Annotated in this window: 26 protein-coding genes and 1 riboswitch; of the genes, 7 read left to right on the top strand and 19 right to left on the bottom strand. The window is 51.7% G+C overall.

Features of this window, described 5'->3' with window-relative positions:
• Positions 1 to 8: 8 nt before the first annotated feature.
• The 8 genes from P40081_RS05565 to P40081_RS05530 form a co-directional block, all read right to left on the bottom strand.
• Complete coding sequence (locus P40081_RS05565) at positions 9 to 950, bottom strand: glycosyltransferase (RefSeq protein WP_231575290.1); 942 nt, start codon at positions 948 to 950, stop codon at positions 9 to 11.
• Between the two features lie 19 nt (positions 951 to 969).
• Positions 970 to 1,662, bottom strand: coding sequence for a sugar transferase (locus P40081_RS05560; protein WP_039302991.1), 693 nt, complete (start codon positions 1,660 to 1,662; stop codon positions 970 to 972).
• 30 nt (positions 1,663 to 1,692) lie between these two features.
• Positions 1,693 to 2,583, bottom strand: coding sequence for a UTP--glucose-1-phosphate uridylyltransferase GalU (gene galU / locus P40081_RS05555; protein ID WP_042133948.1), 891 nt, complete (start codon positions 2,581 to 2,583; stop codon positions 1,693 to 1,695).
• A 46-nt stretch (positions 2,584 to 2,629) separates the two neighbouring features.
• Positions 2,630 to 3,271 (bottom strand): CpsD/CapB family tyrosine-protein kinase, encoded by a 642-nt coding sequence (locus tag P40081_RS05550; protein WP_042133946.1) that lies wholly within the window; start codon positions 3,269 to 3,271, stop codon positions 2,630 to 2,632.
• Positions 3,255 to 3,995 (bottom strand): YveK family protein, encoded by a 741-nt coding sequence (locus P40081_RS05545; RefSeq protein ID WP_042133944.1) that lies wholly within the window; start codon positions 3,993 to 3,995, stop codon positions 3,255 to 3,257. The genes P40081_RS05550 and P40081_RS05545 overlap by 17 nt, the downstream gene beginning before the upstream one ends.
• 364 nt (positions 3,996 to 4,359) lie before the next feature.
• Entirely contained in the window at positions 4,360 to 4,995 is a 636-nt protein-coding gene (locus tag P40081_RS05540) for a response regulator (RefSeq protein WP_042133942.1), read from the bottom strand.
• Positions 4,996 to 5,018: 23 nt separating this feature from the next.
• Positions 5,019 to 6,428, bottom strand: coding sequence for a sensor histidine kinase (locus tag P40081_RS05535; RefSeq protein WP_231575289.1), 1,410 nt, complete (start codon positions 6,426 to 6,428; stop codon positions 5,019 to 5,021).
• An 863-nt stretch (positions 6,429 to 7,291) separates the two neighbouring features.
• Positions 7,292 to 8,146: a helix-turn-helix domain-containing protein gene (locus P40081_RS05530; RefSeq protein ID WP_042133940.1), complete on the bottom strand. Its 855-nt coding sequence runs from the start codon at positions 8,144 to 8,146 to the stop codon at positions 7,292 to 7,294.
• Positions 8,147 to 8,230: 84 nt separating this feature from the next.
• On the opposite strand from P40081_RS05530, the gene P40081_RS05525 reads away from it, so the two are divergent.
• Complete coding sequence (locus P40081_RS05525; RefSeq protein WP_042133938.1) at positions 8,231 to 10,165, top strand: beta-N-acetylhexosaminidase; 1,935 nt, start codon at positions 8,231 to 8,233, stop codon at positions 10,163 to 10,165.
• Between the two features lie 392 nt (positions 10,166 to 10,557).
• On the opposite strand, the gene P40081_RS05520 is transcribed toward P40081_RS05525, so the two are convergent.
• Positions 10,558 to 11,634 (bottom strand): Gfo/Idh/MocA family protein, encoded by a 1,077-nt coding sequence (locus P40081_RS05520; RefSeq protein WP_052421683.1) that lies wholly within the window; start codon positions 11,632 to 11,634, stop codon positions 10,558 to 10,560.
• A gap of 222 nt (positions 11,635 to 11,856) precedes the next feature.
• Here P40081_RS05520 and P40081_RS05515 point away from each other — a divergent pair, with 222 nt between their 5' ends.
• Together P40081_RS05515 and P40081_RS05510 are read left to right on the top strand one after the other, a co-directional pair.
• Positions 11,857 to 12,795: a hypothetical protein gene (locus P40081_RS05515; RefSeq protein WP_042133934.1), complete on the top strand. Its 939-nt coding sequence runs from the start codon at positions 11,857 to 11,859 to the stop codon at positions 12,793 to 12,795.
• An 84-nt stretch (positions 12,796 to 12,879) separates the two neighbouring features.
• The gene (locus P40081_RS05510; protein WP_039302970.1) at positions 12,880 to 13,119 is read left to right on the top strand and encodes an NHLP leader peptide family RiPP precursor; all 240 of its coding nucleotides are present in this window, start codon (positions 12,880 to 12,882) and stop codon (positions 13,117 to 13,119) included.
• A 15-nt stretch (positions 13,120 to 13,134) separates the two neighbouring features.
• Here P40081_RS05510 and P40081_RS05505 read toward each other — a convergent pair whose 3' ends face one another.
• A complete protein-coding gene (locus tag P40081_RS05505; RefSeq protein ID WP_231575288.1) occupies positions 13,135 to 15,051 on the bottom strand; it encodes a sensor histidine kinase in 1,917 nt (638 codons plus the stop codon).
• Between the two features lie 116 nt (positions 15,052 to 15,167).
• On the bottom strand, positions 15,168 to 17,066 hold the full coding sequence (locus P40081_RS05500; protein ID WP_042133929.1) for a sensor histidine kinase: 1,899 nt from the start codon (positions 17,064 to 17,066) through the stop codon (positions 15,168 to 15,170).
• A gap of 275 nt (positions 17,067 to 17,341) precedes the next feature.
• Between P40081_RS05500 and P40081_RS05495 the strand changes: the two genes are divergently transcribed.
• The 3 genes from P40081_RS05495 to P40081_RS05485 all read left to right on the top strand — a co-directional run bounded on the left by P40081_RS05495 (position 17,342) and on the right by P40081_RS05485 (position 19,631).
• On the top strand, positions 17,342 to 17,521 hold the full coding sequence (locus P40081_RS05495) for a hypothetical protein (protein WP_042133927.1): 180 nt from the start codon (positions 17,342 to 17,344) through the stop codon (positions 17,519 to 17,521).
• Between the two features lie 21 nt (positions 17,522 to 17,542).
• Entirely contained in the window at positions 17,543 to 18,148 is a 606-nt protein-coding gene (locus P40081_RS36195) for a hypothetical protein (RefSeq protein ID WP_052421682.1), read from the top strand.
• A 49-nt stretch (positions 18,149 to 18,197) separates the two neighbouring features.
• Positions 18,198 to 18,259: riboswitch (Fluoride riboswitch) on the top strand.
• Between the two features lie 64 nt (positions 18,260 to 18,323).
• Positions 18,324 to 19,631 carry a voltage-gated chloride channel family protein gene (locus P40081_RS05485; RefSeq protein WP_042133926.1) on the top strand — a complete coding sequence of 436 codons (1,308 nt, stop codon included), beginning with the start codon at positions 18,324 to 18,326 and terminating at the stop codon, positions 19,629 to 19,631.
• A gap of 19 nt (positions 19,632 to 19,650) precedes the next feature.
• Here the strand turns inward: P40081_RS05485 and P40081_RS05480 are convergent, their stop codons facing one another.
• Positions 19,651 to 20,868: an MFS transporter gene (locus P40081_RS05480; protein WP_042133924.1), complete on the bottom strand. Its 1,218-nt coding sequence runs from the start codon at positions 20,866 to 20,868 to the stop codon at positions 19,651 to 19,653.
• A 173-nt stretch (positions 20,869 to 21,041) separates the two neighbouring features.
• Between P40081_RS05480 and P40081_RS05475 the strand changes: the two genes are divergently transcribed.
• Positions 21,042 to 21,764 (top strand): peptidylprolyl isomerase, encoded by a 723-nt coding sequence (locus P40081_RS05475; RefSeq protein ID WP_156118534.1) that lies wholly within the window; start codon positions 21,042 to 21,044, stop codon positions 21,762 to 21,764.
• A 123-nt stretch (positions 21,765 to 21,887) separates the two neighbouring features.
• Here the strand turns inward: P40081_RS05475 and P40081_RS05470 are convergent, their stop codons facing one another.
• The 7 genes from P40081_RS05470 to P40081_RS05440 form a co-directional block, all read right to left on the bottom strand.
• On the bottom strand, positions 21,888 to 22,229 hold the full coding sequence (locus P40081_RS05470; RefSeq protein ID WP_039302961.1) for a DUF898 family protein: 342 nt from the start codon (positions 22,227 to 22,229) through the stop codon (positions 21,888 to 21,890).
• A gap of 244 nt (positions 22,230 to 22,473) precedes the next feature.
• Positions 22,474 to 23,568, bottom strand: a complete 1,095-nt coding sequence (locus tag P40081_RS05465; protein ID WP_042133922.1) for a Leu/Phe/Val dehydrogenase — start codon at positions 23,566 to 23,568, stop codon at positions 22,474 to 22,476.
• A gap of 182 nt (positions 23,569 to 23,750) precedes the next feature.
• Positions 23,751 to 24,080, bottom strand: coding sequence for a hypothetical protein (locus P40081_RS05460; RefSeq protein ID WP_042133920.1), 330 nt, complete (start codon positions 24,078 to 24,080; stop codon positions 23,751 to 23,753).
• A 37-nt stretch (positions 24,081 to 24,117) separates the two neighbouring features.
• A complete protein-coding gene (locus P40081_RS05455; RefSeq protein WP_042133919.1) occupies positions 24,118 to 24,819 on the bottom strand; it encodes a pirin family protein in 702 nt (233 codons plus the stop codon).
• A 180-nt stretch (positions 24,820 to 24,999) separates the two neighbouring features.
• On the bottom strand, positions 25,000 to 25,647 hold the full coding sequence (locus tag P40081_RS05450; RefSeq protein WP_042133916.1) for a nitroreductase family protein: 648 nt from the start codon (positions 25,645 to 25,647) through the stop codon (positions 25,000 to 25,002).
• A gap of 120 nt (positions 25,648 to 25,767) precedes the next feature.
• On the bottom strand, positions 25,768 to 26,205 hold the full coding sequence (locus P40081_RS05445) for an RrF2 family transcriptional regulator (RefSeq protein WP_042133909.1): 438 nt from the start codon (positions 26,203 to 26,205) through the stop codon (positions 25,768 to 25,770).
• 30 nt (positions 26,206 to 26,235) lie between these two features.
• Positions 26,236 to 26,811 carry a hypothetical protein gene (locus P40081_RS05440; protein ID WP_144026183.1) on the bottom strand — a complete coding sequence of 192 codons (576 nt, stop codon included), beginning with the start codon at positions 26,809 to 26,811 and terminating at the stop codon, positions 26,236 to 26,238.
• Positions 26,812 to 26,826: the final 15 nt, after the last annotated feature.

The following is a 26,826-nucleotide window of genomic DNA, read 5'->3' as shown; positions in this document are numbered from 1 at the left end:
CACTCCCCTCACCCCGCTGCGGATTCCCTCTTCCGGTTCCAAATCATATGGAGAGTTCCGCGAATACTCTCCAGCCGGCATTTGTTCAGCAGCCTTCTTCCCTGACTGCGGGAGAGAATGGAATCTGCCAGAATGTACATCACCTTGGCCCCTGTTTTACCCAGCAGCAGCAGGTTGCCCTTCATCCCTTCGCTTTTCATCGCGTTCGAGATGCCTTGGCTGTAATAACGTTTCATAATCCAGTCTTCCGTCAAACGGTTAGCCGGTACGAAATGATCCACCGCCATCTCCGGATGATAGAGAATGGAATGCCCCTCCTGCTGGATTTGGCCGAACAGCCAGGTCTCTTCACCGGAGAGCAGCGAATCACCTTTTCTCCCCAGCTCCAGCGGAAACAGGCTGATGTCGAACACGATCTTGCGCATCGCCATATTGGCTCCGCAGGGGTGCAGACGCTTCGGATATTCCCTGATCCGGTTGCCCAGATCCACTATGGTATATGGAAGCTCGAATGGCTTAATCAGCCATTCCGGCCGTTTGCTCTCGAAGATCGGAGCAATTTTACCGCCCATCGCCATCACTTCCGGCTTCTGCTCAAACGTACTGACGATCGTACTAATCCAGGTCCGGCAAGGTATCGCATCATCATCCAGGAAGGCGATGAGCGGCGATTTGGAAGCCAGAATCCCCGTATTCCGGGCCGCCGACAGTCCTTGCACCGGCTCCAGAAGATAACGGATATCCATATCAGCACCATAGGTATCAATAAACCTCCGGATAGCGGCTGCCGTATCATCCTTGGAACTGTTATCCACTACGATGATTTCGGCGTGGTCCAGATTCTCCAGCGGAAGCAGCGAATGAAGAGTCTTGACCAGCAGCGCCGACCGGTTGTAGGTGCAGATGATAATGGAAATCTTAGGTACTTCTCCGTGTACAAGCATCGGCATTCACCCAATTCCCATAATTTTAATAAGCATTTTTGGAGCCGAGCAGCATCAGGCCGGTTTTGACAATGATCTTAAGATCCAGCATAGTGCTGCGCATGTGGATATAGGTCAGGTCCAGCTGGACCATTTCGTCAAAGCCAACGCTGTTTCTGGCATTAACCTGCCAGTACCCGGTGCAGCCCGGTGTAACCATCAGCCGTTGTTTGTCATACTCCGTATACTGCGCCACCTCTTCAACGAGCGGGGGACGGGGTCCTACGAGACTCATATGGCCCATAAGCACGTTCCAGAGCTGAGGCAGTTCGTCAATACTTGTCTTGCGCAGGAATCTTCCTGTCCGCGTGATGCGGGGATCATTCTTGATCTTGAACATTGCGCCGCTCACCTCGTTGTAGGCCATCAGATTGGCCTTCAGCTCCTCGGCATTGGAGACCATGGATCTGAATTTGTACATAGGGAACAGCTTCTCATCCTTGCCGACCCTGTTCTGGCGGAAGAATACTTTGCCTTTAGGATCCTCCAGCTTGATTAGGACAGCCACCACCGCGAACAGCGGCAGCAGCACGAGAAGGCCAAGAGCGGAGAAAAAAATGTCGATAATCCGCTTCAATACCAGATAGGAATCCATTTCCTTACTTCCTTCATTGGCATGCAGCATGTAAAGTTTCGGCAGGACGGCCTCATAGTCTTCCGGCAGTTTTTGCATGCTCATCTCTCCTCATTCCTCCTAAATATTGTTGGTTCAGCTGCTCAGCGTGGTTTGTCCGGCCTGTTTCAGCCATTCCGACATTGCATCCATGACCTGATAGCGCAAATCCTCGCTCTGTAGAGCAAATTCCAGTGTGGTCAAAATATAACCAAGGCGTTCACCAACGTCATATCGCGTACCATCAAAGTTATAAGCATATACCCGCTCGCTCTGGTTCAGCTTCTGGATCGCGTCCGTGAGCTGAATTTCGCCGCCCGCGCCTTTTTCCTGAAGGTCCAGATACTTGAAGATCTTCGGTGTGAACACGTAACGCCCCATAATCGCCAGGTTGGAAGGAGCCGTTCCGAGCGGAGGCTTCTCCACGAAGTTGTTAACCCGGTAGAGCCGTCCGTCCTGCAGATCCGGTTCGATAATCCCGTAGCGGTTGGTGAATTCATCAGGGATGACCTGAACACCAATCACTGAATTCTGTGTTTCTTCATACTGGTCAATCAGCTGTTTCAGGCAGGGGACCTGTCCGGTTACAATATCATCGCCGAGCATAACGCCGAAGGGTTCATCCCCGATAAACCGTCTGGCACACCATACGGCATGGCCCAGACCCTTGGGTTCCTTTTGCCGGATATAGTGAATTTCCACTTTTGAGGAACGCTGTACTTCTTTGAGCAGCTCCAGCTTACCGTCTTCCAGCAATCTGGATTCGAGTTCAAAGGCATTATCGAAATGATCCTCAATCGCCCGCTTTCCTTTACCGGTAACGATGATGATGTCTTCGATCCCGGAAGCGATTGCTTCCTCCACGATATATTGAATCGTTGGTTTGTTGATAATAGGCAGCATTTCCTTAGGCATCGCTTTGGTTGCCGGAAGGAAACGTGTGCCTAACCCGGCTGCCGGGATTATTACCTTTTTGACCTTTTTCATCACACATACCTCCCAAAAGTTTCATTCACCTTGCCGCTTCAGTACATTATTTGGTCTGGTTCATCGCAATTCCGAGAATTCTCACACCTGTCTGTTCCATAAGAGCCTTCAGCTTGCGGAGAGACTCACGCTTCGTCCGGCCATGTCTGGCCACGATGATTACACCGTCTGAGAGCGGAGCCAGAATGCGGGCGTCACTGAATTCCACCGCTTGCGGCGAGTCCAGCAGAATCAGATCAAAGCTTGCTTTCAGTTCTTCCAGCAGGGCTGACATCTTGTCGCTCCCGAGCAGATCCGGGGGACTGACACTGGTAATACCGGCAGGAATTACGGCCAGATTAGCCAGGCTACCGTATACGGCAATATCTTTGGTTTCCTCATAACCGGCCAGATAAGCGGCCAGCCCTTGGCTTCCTTCTACCTCGAACACACTGTGCAGTCCGGGCTTCCTCAGGTTGCAGTCTACAACGGCAACCTTCTTGCCGTCCTGGACAAAGGATACGGCCAGATTGGAGAGAATCGTTGTCTTGCCTTCCCCGCCTTCCGCAGAAGTGAAGAGCAGCACCTGTCCACCATTGCCCTTCAGCAGACCGAGCTGGCGGATGTAGGTACGCAGCGAGCGGAAGGATTCAGAGATATGCGAGGACGGGTTCATGTCCGTAATCAAACTTCTATTCAGCCGTAACATAAGCGCCCTCCCCTACTCTTGCCTTGGCATTTCCCGCTTTGCCCAAATCACGTTTACGGATTGCCGGAATACTGGCAATGACCGGAAGGCCAAGATCGAACTCTGCTTCCTTCTCGGATCTCAATGTACCGTTCAGCGTTTCCATCAGCAGGATGATTCCTACTGCCGCCATCAGCGAGACTACAAAGCTGATGATAATGTTCATGGTAGAACCGCTATTGACCGGTCCAGGCTGATTCGCCGGGTCCGCCGGGGTCAGGAACGTTACATTGTCCAGATTCATCAGTGCCGGCAGGCTGCGGATGAATGTTTGTGAGACCGCGTTTACGATCGTAGCTGCGGTGGCGTAATCCTCATCCTGCACACTCAGATTAATCACTTGGCTTTTCTCTGAGGATTTGATCTGCAGCTTGGCAGCGAGTTGGCCTGCCGTCAGACCGAATTCGGGATGCTCCGCGATCACACTCTTCATAATCGTTGGTGACTTCATGATTTCCTTATAGCTCTCGATGAGGTTAAGACTGAAGTTGAGTGCGTTGAGATTGTTGCTCTCGGGAACATTTACGACGTTGTTGACCAGTAGCTGTCCAGAGGCGGAGTAGACGGGGACAACGAAGTTTTTGCTGACATAGAAGGTGGTGGCGCAGGAGATAAGCACGAACACCGTGATTAACCATAATCTTTTTTTAATCAGGTTAATGTAATCCAAAATCGTCTTTTCCACAGTAACCCTCCTTCCGCATGTGTTCATTTTGAAAGCAATCATGAAAATTTCAGAACTCTTGCTTTTATTCTATCAACGCGCAACATTTGTCACATGCCTCATAGCATCCCTTTACACTTCACTTTCGTGTGATGCCGTTTAGTCCCTAAGAGGGTAGGGATGGTATACTTTAGTACCATACGACTGGTAATAACTAACAGCCTCCGGTAGCGTTACCTACTTCACGTGTCACTTCATGCTTTTGAAAGATAAAGAAACTGTTCAGAAAATGTTCAGATGCTCATGGTAGGGTAGGGACCAAAGGGCACAAAAAAAACACGGACATCACTGTCCGTGTTCATGAACCATCCGTTATGAGGTAACCTTAGTCGTACGACATCTCGTATTTGGTAAGCCCAACCGCATTGGCATATAATGCTGCCTGCGTCCGGTCCGCTACCTGAAGCTTCGCCAGAATCTGGCTGACATGCTTTTTGACTGTGAATTCACTGATGAACAAGCGGGAAGCGATCTCCCGGTTGCAGGCCCCCTGCCCAAGCTCAATCAACACTTCCTTCTCTTTCGGTGTCAATTCATCCGTTGGACTGTTGCCGCTCATCCGCATCTTGTCTTCCATCAGGCCGGGATCATAATACTTTCTGCCTTTGTGCACCAATTGAATCGCAAACAGCAATTCCTCCGGCAAAGCTTCCTTCAGCACGTAACCGTCTACCAGCACTTCTTCCGCCTTCAGGAAATCCTCCCGGCTTGCGGAGGACGTAAGCAGAATGAACTTACTGGCAATTCCGCGTATACGGGCTGCCTTGATAATGTCCAGACCCGATTCATCGGCAAGCTTCAGGTCAATCAGCACAAGATCAGGCTGTATCTCTTCTATAACGAGAAGAGCTTCCTGGCCATTCGTAGCCTCACCGGCAAACTCCAGATTAGCCTGCATTGAAATCACAGCAGCCAATCCTCTTCTCACCAAAGGGTGATCATCAACAATGACGATTTTCACTTGAACGACCTCCTGTCTAAAGTTTATGCATTTTTTAGTTCAGCCACACCGACAGGGATGGAGATCAAAATTCTGGTGCCTGCATTCTCACTGCTGGACAACTGGAAGTCACCGCCAAGGGACTGTGCCAAATATTGCATATTCTTCATTCCCAGTCCGCCGGTGTTATCCTCGGACTCGGTCCAGATCAAGTCCGTATCGAATCCGACGCCATCGTCGATAATCGATAGTCTGATCCATTTGGGCTTCAGGGACAATTCAACATCCACCCGGCTGGCTGCACCATGACGTATGGCGTTGCCTGTCGCTTCGGAGATTATCCGGAAGAGCGCCTTGTGGTAAGGATAAGGGAGACTGAAATCATCCCCCGTTATTTTCAGTTCAATTTCCACATCGTTGAGCCGGGACAGGCTCTTGAGATGGGAGCGCACCATGCCAAGCCAGCTGGGGCCGCCGCTCTTCTTGGAGCTGAGGCTGTAGATGGTGATCCTGAGTTCCTTGGCCACCTTGGTGGCTGAATCGTGGATCAGCTCAATTTGCTCCTCCAGCTCGCCTTCGGACATTTTGCGCCAGGACTGCTTCAGGGAATGCGTAGCATATACAATGCCAAAAAGGCTCTGCGATACACTGTCATGCATTTCATCGGCTATCCGGTTCTGTTCGTTCGTGATGATCAGCCGGTTCTCGATCACGCCCAGCTCATGGCGCTCAAGAATAATCGCACTCAGCTCCGACAGGAACATCAGCTGCTGTATATACCATCTGCGGCCTTCCAGCCCTTCCGAGGATTCCAGCCTCACGCCGATCATCCCGACGAAACGTGTACTCATCCTTACCGGCATCAGCAGGAAATCCCCAAGACCCGGCAGACTCTTGAATACCGGTTCCCGCTGCAGCCTCCATTCATGCTCATGCTTCTCCAGCTCCATGAACAGAAACCGTTCTTCCTCATGCTGCCAGCCCGTCTGCCGGCTCTCCGGAGCGGGTTCTCCGCTCTTCTTCGCGAACCAGAACAAGGCCTTCTCCAGCTTGGTAAGCTTTACAACGTAGTCGGTGATGACTTGGCCTATGTTCATGAAATCATGCTGGCTCGATGTTTCCACGATGTGATAAAGCGACTTGATATGTTCCATGGTATCGTTGGTCCGCGCGTTTGCTTCCTCCCGTTGCCGCTTTATCCCGTTAACCATTTGCATAACTATAACCGCAAGAGCCAGGGCTAGAAACATGTTGCCGTTCGTAAGCACGATTTCGGAGAAAGATTTCCCCGTAGATCCGGGGAGAAAATAACATAGCGCGGCAACGATGCCGAAATACCCGAGAAGCAGGCTCCAGACAAAATAGTATGATAGCGATCCAGCAGCAATCAGGACGGGACTCAGCACATACAGCTTAAACGGGCTGTCATATCCCCCTGTAAATAGCGTCAACACAATGATTCCCGCCAGCTCTATACAGATAACGAGCATAAGAATACGCGGTCTTGCACGAAGCCTCCGGTAATAGAAAGTGAATACTTGAGCAAATAAGAATAGCACAATGATTAGTAGGGATTTGTATATTACGGAAGGCCCCGCAGGAACCATGAGGAACATAAACGATGTGAGGGACAAAGAAATGGTTCTGTAAAAGGCGATCATTCTGTCTTCGGCTGTTGCTTTAATTTTCATCCCACCACCCTATTCTCCAGTTTGTGGAAAATTCGAGCTTATTCTAAGCTATGTTTAAAAGCATCATACATGAGAAAAATCACAATAACAAGTTTCGCTTTTTAATGACAGCGTTTACTTTTAAAATAAAAAGCATGTCATTAACCTTTTTTTACAAAATCGCACTCAGTTATATCCATAATTCCAAATAATAGCGCATTCATGGTCTAACAATGATTTCCTGCACAAGACAAACAGCCTGTCCCCCTGGAGGGACAGGCTGTTCGTTATATAATATTCACAACCGTCATGATCATTCTGTCATCTGCAGTCTACTCAGTCACCGCCGGCAAGGCTGTTTGCTGCTTGGCCTTATTACATATGCAAATCTGGTAACGCTGTTCGCCAACGATATGATACCCGGTGGACAGAATACGTAAGGTATGGTTTCTTGCGTCCACCTTATGGAGACTGCGGCAACTGATGCAGTAATATTCTCTCATGGCTTCATCTCCGGCATAGTCTAGAAGAACTATTCAAAAAACTGCTAATATGTTCTAAATCATATCACTGTCTTTTTCAGCATGTCAACAATAATCTGCAAATTACGACATATATCCAGAAATAAAGTAGAATTATGTCGGTTTTTATACGTTGCTGCGGCAGTTCTGCGGAGAAATGCCCATATATTTCTTAAACAGCCTTGAGAAATAGAAGGAATCCCTATAATGAAGCATTCCCGCGATTTCCTGTACCTGCAGGGAAGTGTTGAGCAGAAGATGTTTGGCTTCTGCCATTTTGAGACGGTGGATATATTCATGCAAGGGGTAACCGCTGCTTCTGCGGACCGTACGACGGAGTGTGGACATGGAGATGTGCAGACCTGCAGCGATTCTAGGCAGATCAGGCTTCTCATAGATGCAGGCATTCAGCGCTTCGCGGATATGAGACATAGGTTCTGCCTGCAGGAGCCGGTTATTGCCCTGGATACGCAGTGAACATTCCAGCAGCATCTCTTCGAGCTTCATGGCCGCCCGGTCCGCATCTCCGGGAGCCCCGCCGTCCATTAGCCCCAGAACCTCTTCAAACAAGGCCGTAAGTCCCTGCACCCCATCCGCCTGACAGACAGCCCCGCCGGCTATCATTCCGGTCTCCAGCCATTCCGTGACACGGCTTCCGGCGAAATTAATATAGTATTCATCCCAATCCCCTCCTGAAGGCGGTCCGAAACTGTAGGTGCAGCCGGGACGGAAAAAGAACAGGCTCCCTTCACGGACCTGCTGCTCCTTGCCTCCGTTCTCACTATAAGAACCGCCACCCGAAACTATGTATACAAGCGCCCAGTGCTCGAACACCACACCTGAACGAAAAAGCGTTCTTCCCGGCAGATGACCCGCTTGCCCTATCCGTATCGACTTCAGCCGGAGCCTGGAAGCCTCAACCTTGGGATCGATAATCCGGATCGGATAGGGACTGATCATATAATCCATGAGCTTGGGCATACATTGCATTCCTCCACCTGTTTAGGAGTGATATGGTTGTAATGAAGATGATCATATTCTACATGAATAAGAGGTGTCCACGCTATGCCTGAAAACAGTAATTTACAGTTGCTCCCTTACCCCCAGCAGGTCACAGTATCCCAAGGCCAGTTTCTCATTCCCGCCAAGGGGAGTATTGTTCTGGCCGGTGAGAGGAATCAAACCGCACTCCCGGCAGCACGCAAGCTTCAACAGGTTACTCTACAGGCGGTTCAGCTCCGTCTGTCTCTGTCGGTGGGGATACGCCCTTCCACCGTTTCCGCCTTTACCTTCAGCTATAATGCCCTGCTGGCGGCCGGAGCCTACGAGATTCACATTGATGAACACGGAATCACCATTGCCTATGGCTCCCCGGAAGGCGCTTATTATGCGGCCGGTACGCTGAAGCAGCTGCTGGAGCAGTATGCCAGAAGTATTCCCCAGCTGGTTATCCGTGATCAGCCGGATTTTGCCGCCAGGGGACTCATGATCGATATCAGCCGCAACAAAATCCCCAAGCTGGAAACCCTGTACCGGATCATTGATCTGATGTCCGATCTGAAGCTGAATCAGTTACAGCTATATATAGAAGGAGTTCCATTTGCCTATGAGTCTTTTCCGCAGGTCTGGGAGCTGGAAACGCCCATTACCGGTGAGGAAATTCTGCTGCTGGATGCCTACTGCCGTGAGCGTTATATCGAGCTGGTGCCTAACCAGAACAGCTTCGGCCATATGGAGGGCTGGCTGACCCGTCCTGAATTCAATAGTCTGGCCGAAATTCCCGAAGGCTTCATGCTCCCTGATCATATGTATGACAGCGATCTGTATCCCGACGGGCTGTTCATGCATCCCGGAACCTTCGATACGGAAGATCCGCAAGTACTGAAGCTTCTGGGCACAATGTATGATGACCTTCTTCCTTACTTCCATTCGCAGCTATTCAATGTCGGATGTGACGAGACCTATGAACTGGGACTTGGCAAAAGCAAAGCGAAGGCTGACTCCGCCGGTAAAGGCGAGCTCTATCTCTCTTTCCTGGAGAAAATTCACGGGCTCGTTACGGAGCGCGGTAAAACCATGCAGTTCTGGGGTGATATCATTATCCAGCATCCGGAGCTGATTCCCCGCCTGCCGAAGGATATTATCGCCATGGAATGGGGCTACAGCGCCGCTCATCCGTTCGAAGCGGATACCCTGAAGTTCCGTGAAGCGGAGATTCCGTTCTATGTCTGTCCGGGAACCAGCTCCTGGAATTCACTTACCGGACGGACCGACAATATGCTGGCTAATCTGCGCAGCGCGGCAGTCCACGGCAAACGTAATGGTGCAATCGGCTATCTGATTACAGACTGGGGCGATTTCGGCCACTGGCAGCATCTGCCGGTCAGCTACGCCGGATTCGTATACGGGGCTGCACTGGCCTGGAATGTGGAGGGCAACCTTGAAGCGGATGTTGCCGAATACCTGAACACCTCCATCTTCCATGACCGTTCCGGAGCGATCGGGCAATTACTGCTCGACCTCGGAAATTACTATACCTTCGAATCCGGAACCCTCCGCCCGAATGATACGGAAATGTCCATGCTGCTGCGCAGCAGTCTGGGTCATGTGCATCTGGCAGAGAAGATGACCGGAGAGCAGCTTCAGCAGCTTGAGCATTACATCACCGGCATAGAAGCAAAGCTTGAAGGGCTCGCCCTGGAATGCGATGATGCCGGTCTTGTCGCAGAAGAGCTAAGCAACGGGATTCACTTTGTGAAGCATGCCGTGCAGCTGACCCGGCTTAAGAAACAGATGGCCGGGGCAACGCCGCAGATTGATGCGGCACTCGTTCAAGAGCTGATCCATGATCTGGATCTCCTGCTACATCATTACCGGCAGCTATGGACCCGCCGCAACCGGCTCGGCGGCCTGGAGCAAAGTGTGTCGAAGCTGGTCCGCCTGCGCGGAGAGTATGTTGCGCTTGCAGCCAAGCTCAGTGAGGCTGAAGTACAAGGATAGAGCTAGTCCCAGGACTATACACGCGCTTAGTGTGATCAGAAGAGGTAAGCGCAAAAAAATGTTGTAAGAATTACAACTTTAACCTCCTGATAGGCGGGCTTTTAGAAGGAATGTTGTATGGAATACAACAATTCCCCCGCTAAGCCGGTTGGAAGAGGAGAAATGCTGTATTTTCTACAACAATCTCCGGTTAAGGGTTATATATCTCGAAGAATGTTGTATTTCGTGCAGGAATTCTGATCGAAGTTGTACTGGAATGCGGTACCCAACCATTCATGATCTCTAAACAAATGAGTCCCTATCCACAATAGTGGAATGGGGACTCGTTTGTTCACTACATCCGGCACTTCCCTGATCCTGCTCCGCTCTTCCATCCGCCATCCGCCAGTTGGTCACTCGGCCGCCCAAGGCTGAGTAGTAGAGCGGACAATCTCACCGCTTGCCGCAGCCTGCTCCATCAGCAGCGCCAGATATTGATCCTGGCTACCCTCGGCCAGGCTGTAGAATGAAGGGCCTCCCTCTACGTGCCGCTGCATTCTGTCCAGACTCTCGGCGATAGCAATTTCTTCCTCCGTTAGCCGGGCAGGAATGAAGGGATTGCGGTACAGCCACTCCCCGTCCCCCATAATCCCCCTGAGATATAAGCCCTCCAGGTTCCCGCCGTGGCCGGCATCAATCCGGCTCAGCCTGCTGTAGACTGGAGTGTCATAGCTCTGCAGCCAGGAGACTTCATCGTTCATCATCTCTCCACGTTCCCCCCGGACGAGCACCCGGCCAGCGCGAATCCAGGAGAAATACTGGTCACGGGTGAAATCATAGACCCCGAGCTTGCCGCCGAAATCCAGGACAGCCAGCGTTTGCTCGGTCTGCACCAGCTCCTCGGCAGCCGGAGGCCCGCTGCGCTGCGGGCCGTTAATAATCGAAGAACCGAAACGCTGTGCACGGATACTCACATTCTCAAAGCGGAGATCCAGCAGCTGCCGGATCAGGCTGATCCCGTGATATCCATGGGCCGCTGACACCTGCGCCTGACTGATTGTCCCGAGGCGTCCTGAGCGGGCCAGCCTGATCCGGGCTGCATGCATCGGCTGGAACATATACTGCTCGGCTATCTGGATAACGGCTGAACGGTCCAGCGCATTCCATAGCTGAGTGAGCTGTTCCAGATCCGGCGCCGGCGGGGTTTCCGCCAGGAGCGGAATCCCTTCCGCCGCCAGTCTAATGATGTAATCTTTACTGGCCTCCCGCTTCAGGCAGATAACAGCAAAGGAATAGCCGCCTGCTTCAATAAACGTATCGATTGAAGTATATACTTCCACTCCCCAGATTCTCTTCAATGCTTCCGCTTTATCCTTATTACGGACGTACATTGCCCCTACGGCAAAGCGCTCCGGAAGTGCTCTGGCGATCCGCAGATAGAATTCAGCCCGCCAGCCTCCGCCCACCAGTCCGAACCTGATAATATCCATGCTTAACATCCTTCCTTTCTGCACTGCTCACATAGTGTTATTCTGTTGCTCCAGCCTTCTCCAAGCCTATAATCTCTGCGGTTAAATAGTCCGTTAGACCCCCAGGGACCTCATTTCCAAAATTGGATTGAAATAGGCTGAATCTAGGACTATAATCATGACAAATACCCACTTTTTTCCTAATAGTAGAAGAACAATACATTGTTGACAGGAGACAAGCCTATGGATTGGCTTCATGATTACGAGGACGAGCTCCGCCTGGTTTTTCAGGAGAGCTGTACGGTTATCTCAGCGTTTCCCAAGCCGCTTAATGCTCAAGGCCTGTCCTATCTTGATCAGTTTAACGTATTTAGGGCAGGAAGCCACAAAAATTACATATGTTATCTTCTCCCCTACTGGCTGCAGGACAGATGCGGCCTGAGTATCCCCCTGACCCGTCAAATGTCGGTCGGCAACGTCTTTTTTATGCTTTATTTTTTCCTCCAGGATGATCTGATGGACAGTAATGAGCTCTCCGCTGCACAGGCACTGCCGTTGGCCAATCTGCTCTATGTCGAGTTTCTGAATATTTACCGTCCGCTTTTCCCGGCGGATTCCCCGTTCTGGTCATACTTTGGGCGTTATATCTCGGAGTGGGCAGACAGTGTAAGCGGTGAAGCCGGCGGAGATTATTTCCTGAGGGACCGCCTCCGTATCTCCCACAAAGCCAGTCCGCTTAAGCTTACCAGCACGGCGGCACTGCTGCTCTCAGACCAATCCCACCTGATAACTGAAGCTGAAGAGATGATTCATGGCGTACTGCTGACCTTGCAGATGCTTGACGACTATGAGGATTGGGAACAGGATTTGGAGGAGGGAAATTACAATTGCCTGCTGTCGCTGGCACGCTGCCATGGGGAGGATGAAGGAGTACCGCTCACTAAATCATCGGTGAAGGATTTTATTTTCACAAATGGCGGGCTTGCTTCGTATGCGGGGACAGCTCTGGTTAATCACAGCACACTGGAAGCCTTCACGCTGGAGCTTCCCCATCTGTTATCCTTCCATCAGGTGCTGGTGAAGAACCTGCAGCATATGGCCGCAGCGATCGAAGCCGAGAAGCAATTATTGCAAAGCGGAGGGCTCAATTATTGGTTAACCAAAAATATGAATATTTTATAAAATATATAAAAAAGCAATAGAATTATAGATTGGCCTATGTTATGCTTATCAGGAAAATATAACCATTTTGAAAGGGTGATTGTATTGTCAGACGCAATTCTTAAGAATCAAGTGATTCAGAAGGCCTGGGAAGATCCGAGTTTCAAACAGAGACTACTCACAGATCCGAAAGCAGCCCTCAAAGAAGTGCTCGGCATTACCCTTCCTGATAACATTACACTTAAGACAGTAGAGGAAGGCTCCAATGAGTTCTATCTCGTTATTCCTCCAAGTCCGGCCTCCGGAATGATGAAGACTAATGTCTCTGCGCTCGGCATCTGGTAACTTTCACTAATGAAATCAAGCTAATAGGGAGTTGGAATCATCCGGACCTTCTGCACGCGGCAGAATGGTGATGGATTCGGTTCCGGCTCCTTTTTTGCTCATGAAGCGGATTTCACCCTCCATCGCCTCGATAATACGGAAGGTAACCATCAGTCCAAGACCCGTACCTTTTGTTTTGTTGGAAGAGAAGTACGGTTCACCCAGCCGGCTGAGGACCGCAGGCTCCATCCCCGCCCCGTTATCCTTGACATGAATGTATACTTTATCCCCTTTACCATAGGCCAGCAGGTGGATCGCGCCGTCTTCTCCCAGTGATTCGATACTATTCTTGATAATATTGATCAGCGCCTGCTTGAATTTGGACGAGTTGCCCTTAACCCATAAGCAATCCTCAACATCCAGAATCATTTTGCCTCCATTTAAATGGCACAGCGGCAAGAGTATGCTCTGGATATGCTTGAATTCTTCGTTCACGTTAAGCAGGGAAATCTGCTCAAACTCCGGTTTGGCAAAGGTCAGGAAATCCGTGATAATACTTGCTGCACGGTCCAGTTCACTGAGAGCCATGAACAGATATCTCCGCTCATCGCCGTTCGACTTCTCGCTGAGCAGCTGGAGGAACCCCCGGGTAACCTGAAGCGGGTTGCGCACCTCATGGGCTACAGACGCTGCCAGCTCGCTGATAATCTCCATTTTCTCCGAACGCTGCAGTTCATTGTTGAACAGCTCCAGCTCACGCGAATATTTCACCACCTGCTGATGATTCTGCGCCAGCCGCCGGCCCAGGATGACAATCAGTGACAGGATGAATACAACCAGCGCCCATTTCCAGTAGAACAGGTCATAATTTCCGCCCTTAACATAATACCAGACCAGCTCCGAGGCTCCGGTTAATGCTGCAGTACCGAAACCAATGGCGAAAATGATGGCATCCTTATTGCGCTTCAGGGAGAATATGATCACGCAGGCGATTAGCAGAATGAATTGCAGGATCATGATGATCCCAAGAATCTTAGTTGAGACAAAATAGTAGAATTCCAAAATCCGGTCGCCGGAGAGCGTATTAATAATCAGACAGAGGATGCAAAAAAGGGAGTAAACGGACTCGAATTTGCGGAATGAGCGGATGATGCCGAATTTGCCGCCGCCGAATATTTTCTCAAACAGAAAGGTCAGGGAAGGCAACAGCGACAATAGCGCCACGTCAAAGAACACCACGCTGACCGGTCCCAGATAACTGTAGAAGGTATATGTAAACGGTGAGTAGGTAATAGACAGCACTCCGGTGGAGGCTATCACTATGGCTAAGGAAGCTGCAACCGGGAAGTACTCCTTGTTCAGATAAAATGAGCAGACAAACAGGACCACCGCCACGAACACAAAGGCGCCGCCCAGGATCACATCGATAAGTCCATTTTTAATATAATCCTTGATCAGAACACTATGCTCACCGACCACGATCTTATCCTTGATTCCAATCCGGTCCTTCAGGGTTTCCGTCCAGATATACATCGTTTTGCCGTTGTCCGTCATATCCAGAGGCACAAGCAGCGAATAATTATCCTTAATAAAGCTGCGGTCGCTCTCAAAAATCAGACGCTCTTCCACGTACACTTTGACATGCAGGGCATAGATCGCATCAATATAGACGGAAGGGGCTGCGTAGCTATATGAGGGCAGTGTTAGCTTCGTCCAGGCGGAGGATACCCCGGAAGGCAGCTGAGGCATCTCTGTCTTCGCTTCAACTTCCATCCATCCCTCGGTTTCCCTCAGAGGAATCTTACGCCCGCTGTCTCCCGGACCCTCCTGCCACTTCATCTGCCAATGGCTGATCTCGCTGGCAGGGTAGTAACTTTGCGCTGATACCAGAAACGGTCCACAGGTTACTGAGAGCAGAAACAGCACTAAGGTTATATGTAAACTTTTGAACATCAAAGACATGCAAGCACCTCAGAAGAAAGTTTCAGAAACAAAGTTCTGTTAGTGTTAGTATTTCGCTCCGCCCTCCGCCCATCCCTTCAAAAAAACGGAATAAACAAAAATAATTCCTAATTATTACCTGAGGCTGGTAATTTAACAATAACCTCTGTCCCCTCACCCTTCCTGCTCTGAAACTCTATGGAACCGTTCATCGCTTCAATAATCCGGAAGGTAACCATGAGTCCAAGCCCCGTCCCCTTCGTCTTATTGGAATAATACGGCTCCCCCAGCCGGGCCAGCTCGCTGACCTTCATGCCTTCGCCGTTATCCTGCACACTGATGACCACATGATTGCCTGTCTTCCAGGCGGTTACTACAATCAGGCCTTCCTCCTGCAATGACTCAATGCTGTTCTTAATCAGGTTAATGAATGCCTGCTTGAATTTGGCCGGACTGCCCGACACTTGAAGATCCTCCTGCAGATGCAGTTCAATGGCTCCACCCTGCAGATTGGCGAGGGGCACCAGAATGCCTGATACATGCTTCAGCTCTCCGGAGACTTCAAATACATCTACCGTATCCATACCCGGCTTAGCGAACGTCAAAAAGTCGGTAATGATGACCGAGGCCCTGTCCAGCTCCTCCATGGCCATCTGCAGATACTCCTTCTCCTTCTTGCCGGAGCGTTCTCCCAGAATCTGCAGGAAACCGCGGGTTACCTGCAGGGGATTCCGTACCTCGTGGGCAACCGAGGCAGCGAGTTCACTGATAATCTCCATTTTCTCCGACCGCTGCAGATCATTATTGAATTTCTCCAGTTCCCTGGAGTATTCCAAAGCCTGCTCATGACTCCCCGCAAACCGTCTTCCCAGAATAACAATCAGGGAAATAACGAACAGAACCATTCCCCATTTCCACCAATACAGATGATACCTCTCCGAAGAGAAATAATAGATCAGCAGCTCACTCAGGGACAGGAAGGCAAACACAGAGAACCCCATCGAGAAAATCACAGCATCTTTATTGCCCCTGAGGGCATAAGTCAGCGACATATACAGCAAATAAACAAACTGCGCCATAATCAGCACACCTGTCACATTGATGGTCAGGAAGGAGTACAGGTAGTCGAGCCGGAATGAGAGCACGGCATTCAGTGCAAGCGCACCCAGGCAGAACAAGGAGTAAGCCAGCTGGAAATTGCGCAGCCGGGTGGTATATCCCCGCTTGCCGGGTCCAAATAATTGTTCAAAGTAGATCGTAAACGCCGGCAGAAGTGTGAAGAGTGCCAGATCGAAGCAGATTCCCGTAAGCCGCTCCTGGCTGTTCACGATCAGCCGCAGGAACGGAGAATACGTAATCAGCAGCACGCCAAAGGATATAATGACCAGAATCAGAAATAATCCGCCCGAGAAAAATTCCGGTTTAAGGAACAACAGACAGATCATCAGCGCTCCGCCCATAAATATCAGTGCCGCTCCAATGACAATATCCACCAGATCCTGCTTCACATAGAAGGACAGCAGCTTGTCATAGCTGCCGACCCTGACCTTACCCCCGATGCCGAAATCCTTGCCGCCGCCGGCACTCCATAGATACAGCTGCTTGGCACTGTCCTCCCCGCATAGCGGAATTAGCACCTTGTTGCCGCTGTAATTGACCACCTCACTGGAATCATAGATGAGCTGGCGGTCTATATATGCTTTAAGGCTGTCGCCGTATACTTTGTCAATCAGGAGTGCTGAATTCGCCTCTGTCCGCGGCAAAGAAAGCCGCAGCCAGACTGAATCCGCACCTGCAGGCGGTTGCGGCCTGCCTGCCCGCGCCTGTACAGTCCGCCACTCCCCGGAAGGAGCCGCCATCGCCTCCTGAATATCATGTAGAGCTGCATGTTCCCATTTAAGCTGCCATGCCGGGAGGGTTACTTCTTTATGTCCGCCCCATTCCATGGCAATGCCAACCGGGATTATGGCAATTACAAGCAGCAGCATAATTAGTGCGGCTGCTGTTTTGGTTGAAGGCAACTTCATTGTGGCACCCCAGTGAATCCTTAGTTGTATTTATGTAGTTCATATGATTCTTATTTTCGACAACGTTCGCACTATACCTGCCTTATCCTGCAAAAAACCTCGAAAAATAGAAGGATAAGTTAGCTTGTGAAGCCTATGCATTCTTATATTTACGCGTTAATTGTGGTTATTCCACGGGTGGAATGAATATATTAACAGAATGGCTGCCCGGGTGCCGAACAGATTCGCCGCTGGTTTAAAGGGTATACAATTACTATAGGTAAAGGAGGCTCGCGATGGACACTCATAAGAAACCTGCTGATGGTGAAGAACAAGACCGTGAGGACCTGATTACCGAGCGGGATATTGATGAAGAGTCCGGACTGTTTCAGGAAGGCACCTATCCCGGCGCACTTCCGGACAAGGATCAGAAAGCTGCGGTTAATCATGCTGTCCCCAAAGAGGGGCAGACTTAAAATAAAGGGAGCTGAACAGCAATGGGCAATGAATTCAATAAGACCGAAGCCGACTTTGTGTACGAGCGTTATACCAAAATGGGCGGCATTTCCCCGGAACAGGATATTCCGCTGGAAGAATTGCGTCCGCTCGGCACGATTACCGAACAAAGTCCAAGTGATGAAGTGGACACCGCCGGGAACCGGCCGCTTGAATCTGCTCTGGCCAGCCACGATCCCGCTAATTTCACACCCATAGATTTCGACGGTGTGGTGGACGACGGTTCCGATCCGGCACTGGTCGGCGATAATATCCTGGCTGCCGACATCGGACTGAATGTGCCGGATTCCGGGCTGGGCCCGCGTGCAGACCGGAACCCCCCTCCGCCAGGGACTCCGGCGCCGGAACGGGACGAGCTCCTGGAATCGGATGCACTGTACGCTGCCGGCGCGGCAGGCCTGACCGGCAATGTAATTGATTATGCGGATGAGGAAGAGCTGCTGGAGGAAGAGGAAGAGCTTCCGCTGGAGGATATTCCGGATGCCGACGATATTGATCCCGGCAGCGCGATCGACCCGGTCTCCCCGGACCCCGACGCAATGCCCGGAACCGATGTGCTGAACGGCTCGAGCGGCGAAGAGGACTAAGCGGCATAACCGTATTGACATTTGAACGAAATAAACTTACTATAATGGCATTCAATACGGCGATGGAGTTCGCCATAACCGTCCTTCGGGACTAATGACTCCTACCAGTGATCACTCGCTGGTAGGAGTCTGTTTATTTTCAGGGAGCAGACTCGGGATATGGGGGCATAGCAGGATGAAGAGGAAGTATGCACGGTGGGTGGAGCTTGCAGCACGGCAGAGCCAGCTCGCTCTTTGGAGTACATTTGTGAAATGGGTGGTGCTGGGGGGAATGGTGGGACTATTGTCGGGGAGTGCCTCGGCTATTTTCCTGAAAAGCCTGGAAGCCGTGACCAAGGTCCGGCTGGAGCATGCCTGGCTGCTGTTCCTGCTTCCTGTGGGGGGCGCTCTGGTTAGCGGCATGTACATGCGTTACGGCAGGAATAGCGCAAAGGGTAACAATCTTATTCTGGAGCAAATTCAGCAGGGAGATGAAGCGATTCCGCTGCGGATGGCGCCTCTGGTCCTTATCGGGACACTGATTACTCATCTCTTCGGAGGTTCTGCCGGGCGTGAGGGAACGGCTGTGCAAATGGGCGGCAGTCTGGCCGATGCGCTGGGAAGACGGCTCCGGATCAACTCCCTGGACCGCAAAATTCTGCTCATGTGCGGAATCAGCGGAGGTTTCGGCTCGATCTTCGGGACCCCGCTGGCCGGAACGGTCTTCGGTCTGGAGGTTATCGCCATCGGCCTGATCAGCCACAAGGCCCTGCTGCCCTGTTTCGTTGCCAGCTTCACCGGTGATCTTGTCGCTTCCCGCTTGTGGGGTGTGCACCATATCCACTATCAGGTGGATGTTGTCCCCGGAATGGATGCGCTGGTGCTGGTCAAAGTAATTGCCGCGTCCATTGTGTTCGGTCTGGTCAGCCTGCTGTTCAGCGAGCTTACCCATTATCTGAAGCGGACCTTCACCGCCCTAATCCGTAACCCTATGCTCAAAAGCGCCACCGGCGGTCTTATCGTTATCGCCCTGGTGTACATTGCCGGTACACGGGATTACCTGGGCCTCGGGATTCCGCTAATCAGCGGTTCATTTACGGGGGATGTCCATCCTTTCGCCTTTCTGTGGAAGCTGGTCTTCACAGCCTTCACCCTAGGGACTGGTTTTCAGGGCGGCGAGGTGACCCCGCTCTTTGCCATCGGAGCTACTCTGGGGAATAGTCTGGCCGGCTTACTTCATCTCTATGGACCTTTCCTGGCTTCGCTCGGCTTCATCGCCGTTTTCTGCGGAGCGGTCAATACACCGATCGCCTGCTTCATTATGGGCATTGAGCTGTTTGGCTCCGGCGGAGCGGTATACATGTTCATCGCCTGCGTAATCAGCTATCTGTTCTCCGGACACAGCGGCATCTACAGTTCCCAGCTCATCGGCATCTCCAAAAGCGCACTGCTCCCTGTTCCTGAAGGGACAACGCTGGCCGCCGTCAAAGAGCTTCACAAGTAGAAACAGCGGCAGTTACTTCTCAAGGTGTCACCTGGATTCCCGCGTGCGCGGCATTCACCTTCGATTCCAGCTTGTGGGTCTTCACGAGTACAGCCGCTACAAGCAGCATGACGCCGTTAATGACAAATACCCAGCGGATCGGCAGGAAGGCTCCGAGCAGACCTCCGATAATCGGTCCCGCCATCGTTGCCAGTTGGCTGGCCGCCTGATTCAGCCCGAAGGCCCGTCCGCGAAATCCCGGTTCAATGACCTGGACTATCATCGCGTTAACGGAAGGAAGCACACCGGCATAGAAGAGGCCGTAGGCAAACCGCAGAATAGCAAACTCTACATAACCTGATACAAAATACTGCAGAATATTCCCGATCCCTCCGCCAATCAGACCGATGAAGAGAATAAAGCCATAGCCTTTGCGGCTGCCGATTCTTCCCCACTGCGGTGCCATAATTACGGTAGCGATACCGACTGCCGAGAAAACGATTCCGGAGCTAAGCGAGGCGCTGCTGCGTGAAATCCCCATGTCCAGCAGATAGATCGGCAGCAGCGGCTCCAGAATCATGACGGAGAAGGTACTGATGCCCGCAAGCAGAAGCAGGGTGATAAATGCCCGGTTCTGGCCGGCTTCCCGGATATCATCACTTACCCTGGAACGCGGGGCAGAACGGTCGAAGTTCTCTTCCTTGGCGAAGAAGGTAGCGATCAGCGCGGAGACCAGCACAATAACAGCCGAGAACAGGAACGCAACACGGTTGCTGGAATAATAGCTGACTACGCCGCCGATGAGCGGCCCGATGATGCTGCCGGTGGCTCCGGCTGTAGACATGATGCTAAGCGCATAGCCTGTCTTATCCTCCGGTGTGTTGGTCGCTACCATAGCAATTGCTGCCGGAACGAACCCTGCGAGCAGTCCCTGCAGAATCCGCACGACTAAGAATACATAAGGATCATGCACGAAGAAATTAATCAGATACAGGGCCGCCAGGCTGAAGCCCGAACGGATAAGCATCGGCTTGCGGCCGTATTTGTCGGCAAGTGAACCCCAGTAAGGCGAGATTAGCGCGCTGGCCAGAAACGTAATGCCGAAGCTGACCCCAGACCATATCTCCAAATGGCTTGTAACACCTAACTGGTCGCTAAGAAAAATTGAGAGGAACGGAATCGAGATCGAATATGCCGTACTGCAAAAGAAAACCCCTACCCAGAGCACGATCAGGTTCCGCTTCCATGAAAAACTCATGCTGTACACATCCCTTCAGCGTTTTTTTGGAAGCACTTCTCCCATTCTACCCCTCTTTGAAGAATGTGCCAATCCCGGCCGGAGGGGCAGGCTTTGCATGAAGCGGGACAAAGAAGGTATGATACTAGGGAGACTGCACCTATTATTCAAAGATAAAAGGAGAGATTTGTACCGTGAAGCTTACTACTAGAAAACCCGTCATCCTGCTGGCGGCGATGTGTCTGATGCTCGTGATTCTGGCGGGCTGCGGCAACAAGCCTGTGAACAATAATGCTGCTGCCGGAAACGGAAATAGTACTACCGCCGGCAGCGAGGCTACTACGGCGCCACAGGATAATGCTGCTGCAGCTACGGAAGGCGTACCTTCAGCCACGGCCAGCCATCCGGTGGTTACAATTGAAATGGATAACGGCGCCATTATTAAGGCTGAGCTGTATCCCGAGGTTGCCCCGGGCACGGTCAACAACTTCATTTCGCTGATCCAGAAGGGCTTCTATGACGGAACCATCTTCCACCGGGTTATTCCCGGCTTCATGATTCAGGGCGGCGACCCTGACGGTACAGGTATGGGCGGTCCGGACTACAGTATCGCCGGAGAGTTCTCCGCCAATGGATTCACCAATAATCTGCTGCATACAGAAGGCGTTCTATCCATGGCCAGAAGCCAGGATGTGAACTCGGGAGGCTCGCAGTTCTTCATTATGGCCGCCGCGTATCCGAGCCTTGACGGCAGCTATGCCGCTTTCGGCAAGGTTACCGAAGGACTGGAAGCCGTCCAGGATATCGTCAATCTGCCGCGTGATGCTAATGACCGCCCTGAACAGCCGCCGGTGATGAAGAAGGTAACGGTCGATACTCTCGGCGTAACCTATCCGGAGCCGCAAAAGGTGCAATAACCGCTATTTATCCCGTACCCCGCTGCCGCCCTTCCAGCAGCGGAATTGCAAAGCAAGAGCCATCCTCCGGTTACGGACGATGGCTCTTGGTCTGTCTTACGTATTCTTAAATCATGCGGCGGATTATTGGAAATGAGTATTCTTCGTTCTCCACTGCTCCAGCTTAATTCTTACCCAGAAGCTGTAGATGCCGAGCGTTATTAATGACAGCAGGAACCACTTGATCCATTGTCCGAACAAGCTTACGGCACTGCCGTCAAACCGCAGACGCTGCCCGTTAACTACGGTATGCTCCACCTTCCAGCGGTAGATCATCACCACAGACCAAGGATAGCAAATTCCGAGGGTACACACCGTAACCAGCCAGCCTGCCAGGCACCAGCCAATATACTCGATAAGTGTCCCGTCAAAGTACGACTCCCTGCTTCCGTAATTCATTGCCGCATTCATATTCACCGCTGCCATGTGTCTCCACCTTTCAATCCTGCAAGATCTTTCCTGGTTCTATTTTCCTTATTATCCAAGCCGGCTACTGCTACATTTCTCACTATTCTGCATGAAATAGCAAACGAATTGTCGAATGATCTGCTATACAGCCTAAGAAACGGCCCTGTTCACCGCCGATTAGCGGAACAGGGCCGTTCATGTACAGATTCAACGCAACCCGGATTATGCAGCGGGATCACCGCTCCCGCCCCGGCTGCTCACCTTATCTTCTGCTAAGGGCATGCTGCCCGTTGCGCAGGAAGGTACTGCGGCTGTTACGCAGCAGCGAGATCCGCTCCTCTGCGAGCTGATCCGCTGCAGCGTAAGCTGGAATTCCGCTCAGCTGGGAGATTTCCAGCACGCGGGTGATGCTGTCGTAGATTTTGGCGATTTGCTTGAACGCCCGTTCCTTGTTATAGCCGTTCAGCTCGTCGGCGATATTGATTACGCCGCCGGCATTAATGACATAGTCCGGGGCGTAGACAATCCCCATCTCATGCAGGGCATCCCCGTGGCGCGGTTCTTTAAGCTGATTGTTAGCGGCTCCCGCCACAACCTTGGCTCTCAGCAGCGGCAGGGATTCATCATTAATGGTGGCACCGAGTGCGCACGGCGCGTAGATGTCACAATCCGCCTGAATAATCTCACCCGGGTCCACCGCTGTAGCCCCGTAAGCCTCTACTGCCCGGCTGACAGCCTCCTTATTAATATCTGTGACGATCAGGCGTGCCCCCTCCTCGTGAAGGTATTTGCACAGCGTGAAGGATACATTGCCGACACCCTGCACGGCAACGGTTCTGCCGTTCAGTGAATCACTGCCGAATGCCGCCTTGGCCGCTGCCTTCATTCCCCGGTATACCCCGAAAGCTGTAGCCGGTGAAGGATTGCCGGATGAACCGTAGGTAGCCGAGATGCCGGTGACGAAATCCGTCTCCTGATGGATGATGTCCATATCCTCTTCCGTAGTGCCTACATCCTCGGCTGTAATATAACGGCCGTTCAAGCCCTGTATGTATCTGCCGAAGGCGCGGAACATCGCCTCATTTTTATCTTTTTTGGGATCCCCGATAATCACCGTCTTGCCGCCGCCCAGATTCAGCCCGGCAACCGCATTCTTATACGTCATGCCCTTGGCGAGCCGGAGCGCGTCCACAACCGCCTCTCCCTCTGTAGCATAGGTCCACATTCTCGTTCCACCCAGTGCGGGACCCAGTGTTGTGTCATGAATAGCAATGATTGCCTTCAAGCCTGATGCCTTATCCTGACAAAACAGCACTTCCTCGTAGTCGTCCCGCTCCATTGCCGCAAACAATTCCATTAGCTTCATTTCTCCTGTCTCCACTTTATGTACATGTTACGTTTCATAACAAAGCCAGACCTTTCAGGACATGTTGTCAATATCTTTTGTCCCATTTTCAGCTTTTTTCAGCAAAATCCAGCAAGCACCAGACATCAACCTCACGCGAAGCGTTAGAGAGTCAGATTGATGTCTTTGCAGCTTTATTCCCAGTATTGGTCCGGCCGGTATTCGATCTCGGATTGCACAGCTATCGTCAGACGGCCCGTGGCCGCATCATATACTACAGGATGATCACCTACGTAATACCAGTGCTTAATCACCGGCCTGCCAGCCGGTTCCTCGAAACGGAATACATTCAGCTCAGCCTTGAGTTCAGCAACTGCCGCACCCTTATCAGCCGGAACTCCGGTTAGGGTAATCACGGTTAGCCCGCCCTGCTCATCAAAGGTATAGCCTATGCCATCTGTACTGCTGATCAGCATACGCCCTGTTACGGAATGCTTCACCAGTACTCTTTCCTGCTCTGCCATCAAGGATTCCTCCTCCACATTTAGGTTTAAGCCTTATTTAAGGCAGATCAATCAGCATGACAAGCATATCCCCGTCTGCCTGCAGCTCCAAATGGCTCACCCCTTCAATCCGGGCAGAATCTCCCGGCTTCAGCACAGCGTCCCCGTTCAGCGTAATTTGTCCGCCGATTAAATAGACGAAGATCCGCCGGCCCGGCTCCTGCCGGAAATCAAGCAGCCCGCCAGCCTGCGCTCTGCCCAGATAGATGGTCATATCCTGGGCAATGCCGACGACCTCCGGCGAGGCTTCAGCTGCCACTACCGGAAGCAGTCTTCCATCCAGCTTCGCCGGATCGAAGCGGCCCGTCGCATAGGATGGGGCCGTTCCCCGGGTACGCGGCATGAACCACAGCTGCAGCAGCCGCACCGGCTCGCTGTCAGAAGGGTTATGCTCTGTATGAATAGCGCCTGTTCCGGCTGACATCCGCTGAATACCGCCAAAAGAAGTCTCCGCCACATTGCCCAGGTTATCCTCATGGCGCAGCACGCCGGACAGCACAATGGAGACGATCTCCATATCACTGTGCGGGTGGGCACCAAAGCCTCTTCCCGGAGAGATGGTATCGTCGTTGCAGACCCGCATCGGGCCGAAGGCTGTATTGTCAGGATCATAGAAATCGCCGAACGAGAAGACATGACTGCCCTTCAGCCAGCCGTGATCGAACCGGTGTGCAGACTCTGCAGGATATACTGTAATCAATGTGATCTCCTCCTAAAGGCTGTTATGGTCTGTCTTAATGAACTTCAGGGTCTTGCATACCTTCAGTGTAGCAGAAAGCTCCGCAAACAAGAAGAAACGGGCACCGGCCCTTGGGGCGGCATCCGTTTCTTCAGAAAACAGCAGGTACAGTAATATAGTGTGAAGCTTAATCCTTCAGAATTAGGCCTGAAAAGCGTTCCATTGCGCAACTGCTTCCAGCGGAAGTCTGGCTGTCGGCCGTCCCTCTACAGCTGCCTTGCCCAGTGCAATGAGCATCACCGGCACATAACGCTCCGTAATCCCGAACAGCGCCTTGAAGCTGTCGTGCACGAATCCGCCCATAGGCACGGTATCATAACCTCTCGCCTTGGCTGCCAGCATAAGCTGCATGGAGATCAGCCCTCCGTCGATCAGCGCAATCTCCTTCAGCTTCTCAGCAGGCATGCCCGAATAGCCGTCATAGCTTCTTTTGGCCATAGCCGCACCTATTTCCGCTGTGACATAACCGGCTGCTTCTGCGTACTGATAGATGGTCTCCGCGTTGCGGTAAGCCTCCAGATCGCCAAGCACGGCTATCGTTGCTGAGGATTCGGTAATCTGTGCCTGGTTATGGGCGATCGGCAGGAGCTGCGCCTTCACGTCCGGGTCGGTAATAACAATGAACCGCCAAGGCTGCAGATTGGACGAAGACGGGGCAAGAATCGCCTCTTCGAGGATCTCCTTAATCTCCGCATCGGATATAGTCCAGGATGGATCGTATTTCCGCACAGAATGCCTATCGCGAATCACCTTGCTGAATTCCTGTTCTACCTTTAGTTCTGCTGACATACGCTCATCCTCCTCTTCCTCTTCCTGATCCAAATAAGCACTTCATCAACCGCTGTATTCTAGCGCCAGCGTTTAACTGTATAATATTACGCACAGTATAATTCAAAAAAAAGCACCCTGTCAATCTTCCGTTTTGCGCACCATATCGGCCAGCGTATAACGTTCCAGAACCCTTAGCGCACTCTGGTCCAGCTCGTCCAGCAATTCACCATAGGCTACCTTCATTTGTGTCCCCAATGCATTTACACATATTGTATCACTGTGACCATTATCGCGTCCTTCTCCTGCCTCCATAGCCTGATAAATCTCAGCAAGCGTCAACTCTTCCGGCGCCCGGTTAAGCAGATATCCTCCGTCACGCCCCTCGCGGGTTACCAGAATCCGCTCACGGGTCAGATTAGCCATAAGGCGCCTCAACAGTGTGGCTTCAGACGACAGCAATCCGGCGATTTCGCAGCTGGAACAGGTACTACCTTTTTTCGCGAGAATTACCAATGCCTGCAGTACAAGACCAAACGACTTATATTGGGGAGCTCCGCTGTTTCGTGTTTTTGCCATATTCCCCGCTCCTCCTTCATGATGAAGACCCTAAGTGGTCGATATCTGCAGTTCGGAAACGATGAACCATTTCTTGGATGCAGTGTCTTTCAAATAGACCTGGATCGTATAGCTGCCCTTCTCTGTGAAGGTGTAATTATACGCCGCCGACTTGAACCAGAAGCTCTCCTTCTTCTCCGTAATCTGCTGATTGTCCACAGTATCCGTTTTGCCGGCCGGGTCAGTAATTGTTATTTTCAAATCGGAAACATCCGTTTTCAGCTGATCCACCTGCACCAGGGTGTAGAATGTACTGCTGGACGCGGTTCTTACTTTGCCGAAAATGGTACCCTTTTCATCAAGCAGCACCGTGTTCACATTGGGCTTATAGATACGGACCGTCCCCGCCGACTCGTCCAGAGACAGGATCGCATGCATATTGTCAGGAAGCTGGTCCAGCGGCACATAGGTCTGGCCTTCCGATGATATCCCCGGCTGCTTTTGAAGCACATTATTTATGTATACAGAGAGATCCGCTTTGCCCGCAGCAGCATACAGCAAAGTTCCTCCTGAGATAATCATCAGTCCAAGTGTGGACACCGCCAGCTTACGTATCTTCCCCATCATTTCCGTCCCCCTCAA

Origin of the sequence: Paenibacillus sp. FSL P4-0081, assembly GCF_000758565.1 — a bacterium.
Classification (GTDB): Bacteria; Bacillota; Bacilli; order Paenibacillales; family Paenibacillaceae; genus Paenibacillus_AQ; species Paenibacillus_AQ phytohabitans.
This window is presented reverse-complemented; position numbering and strand designations above follow the sequence as displayed.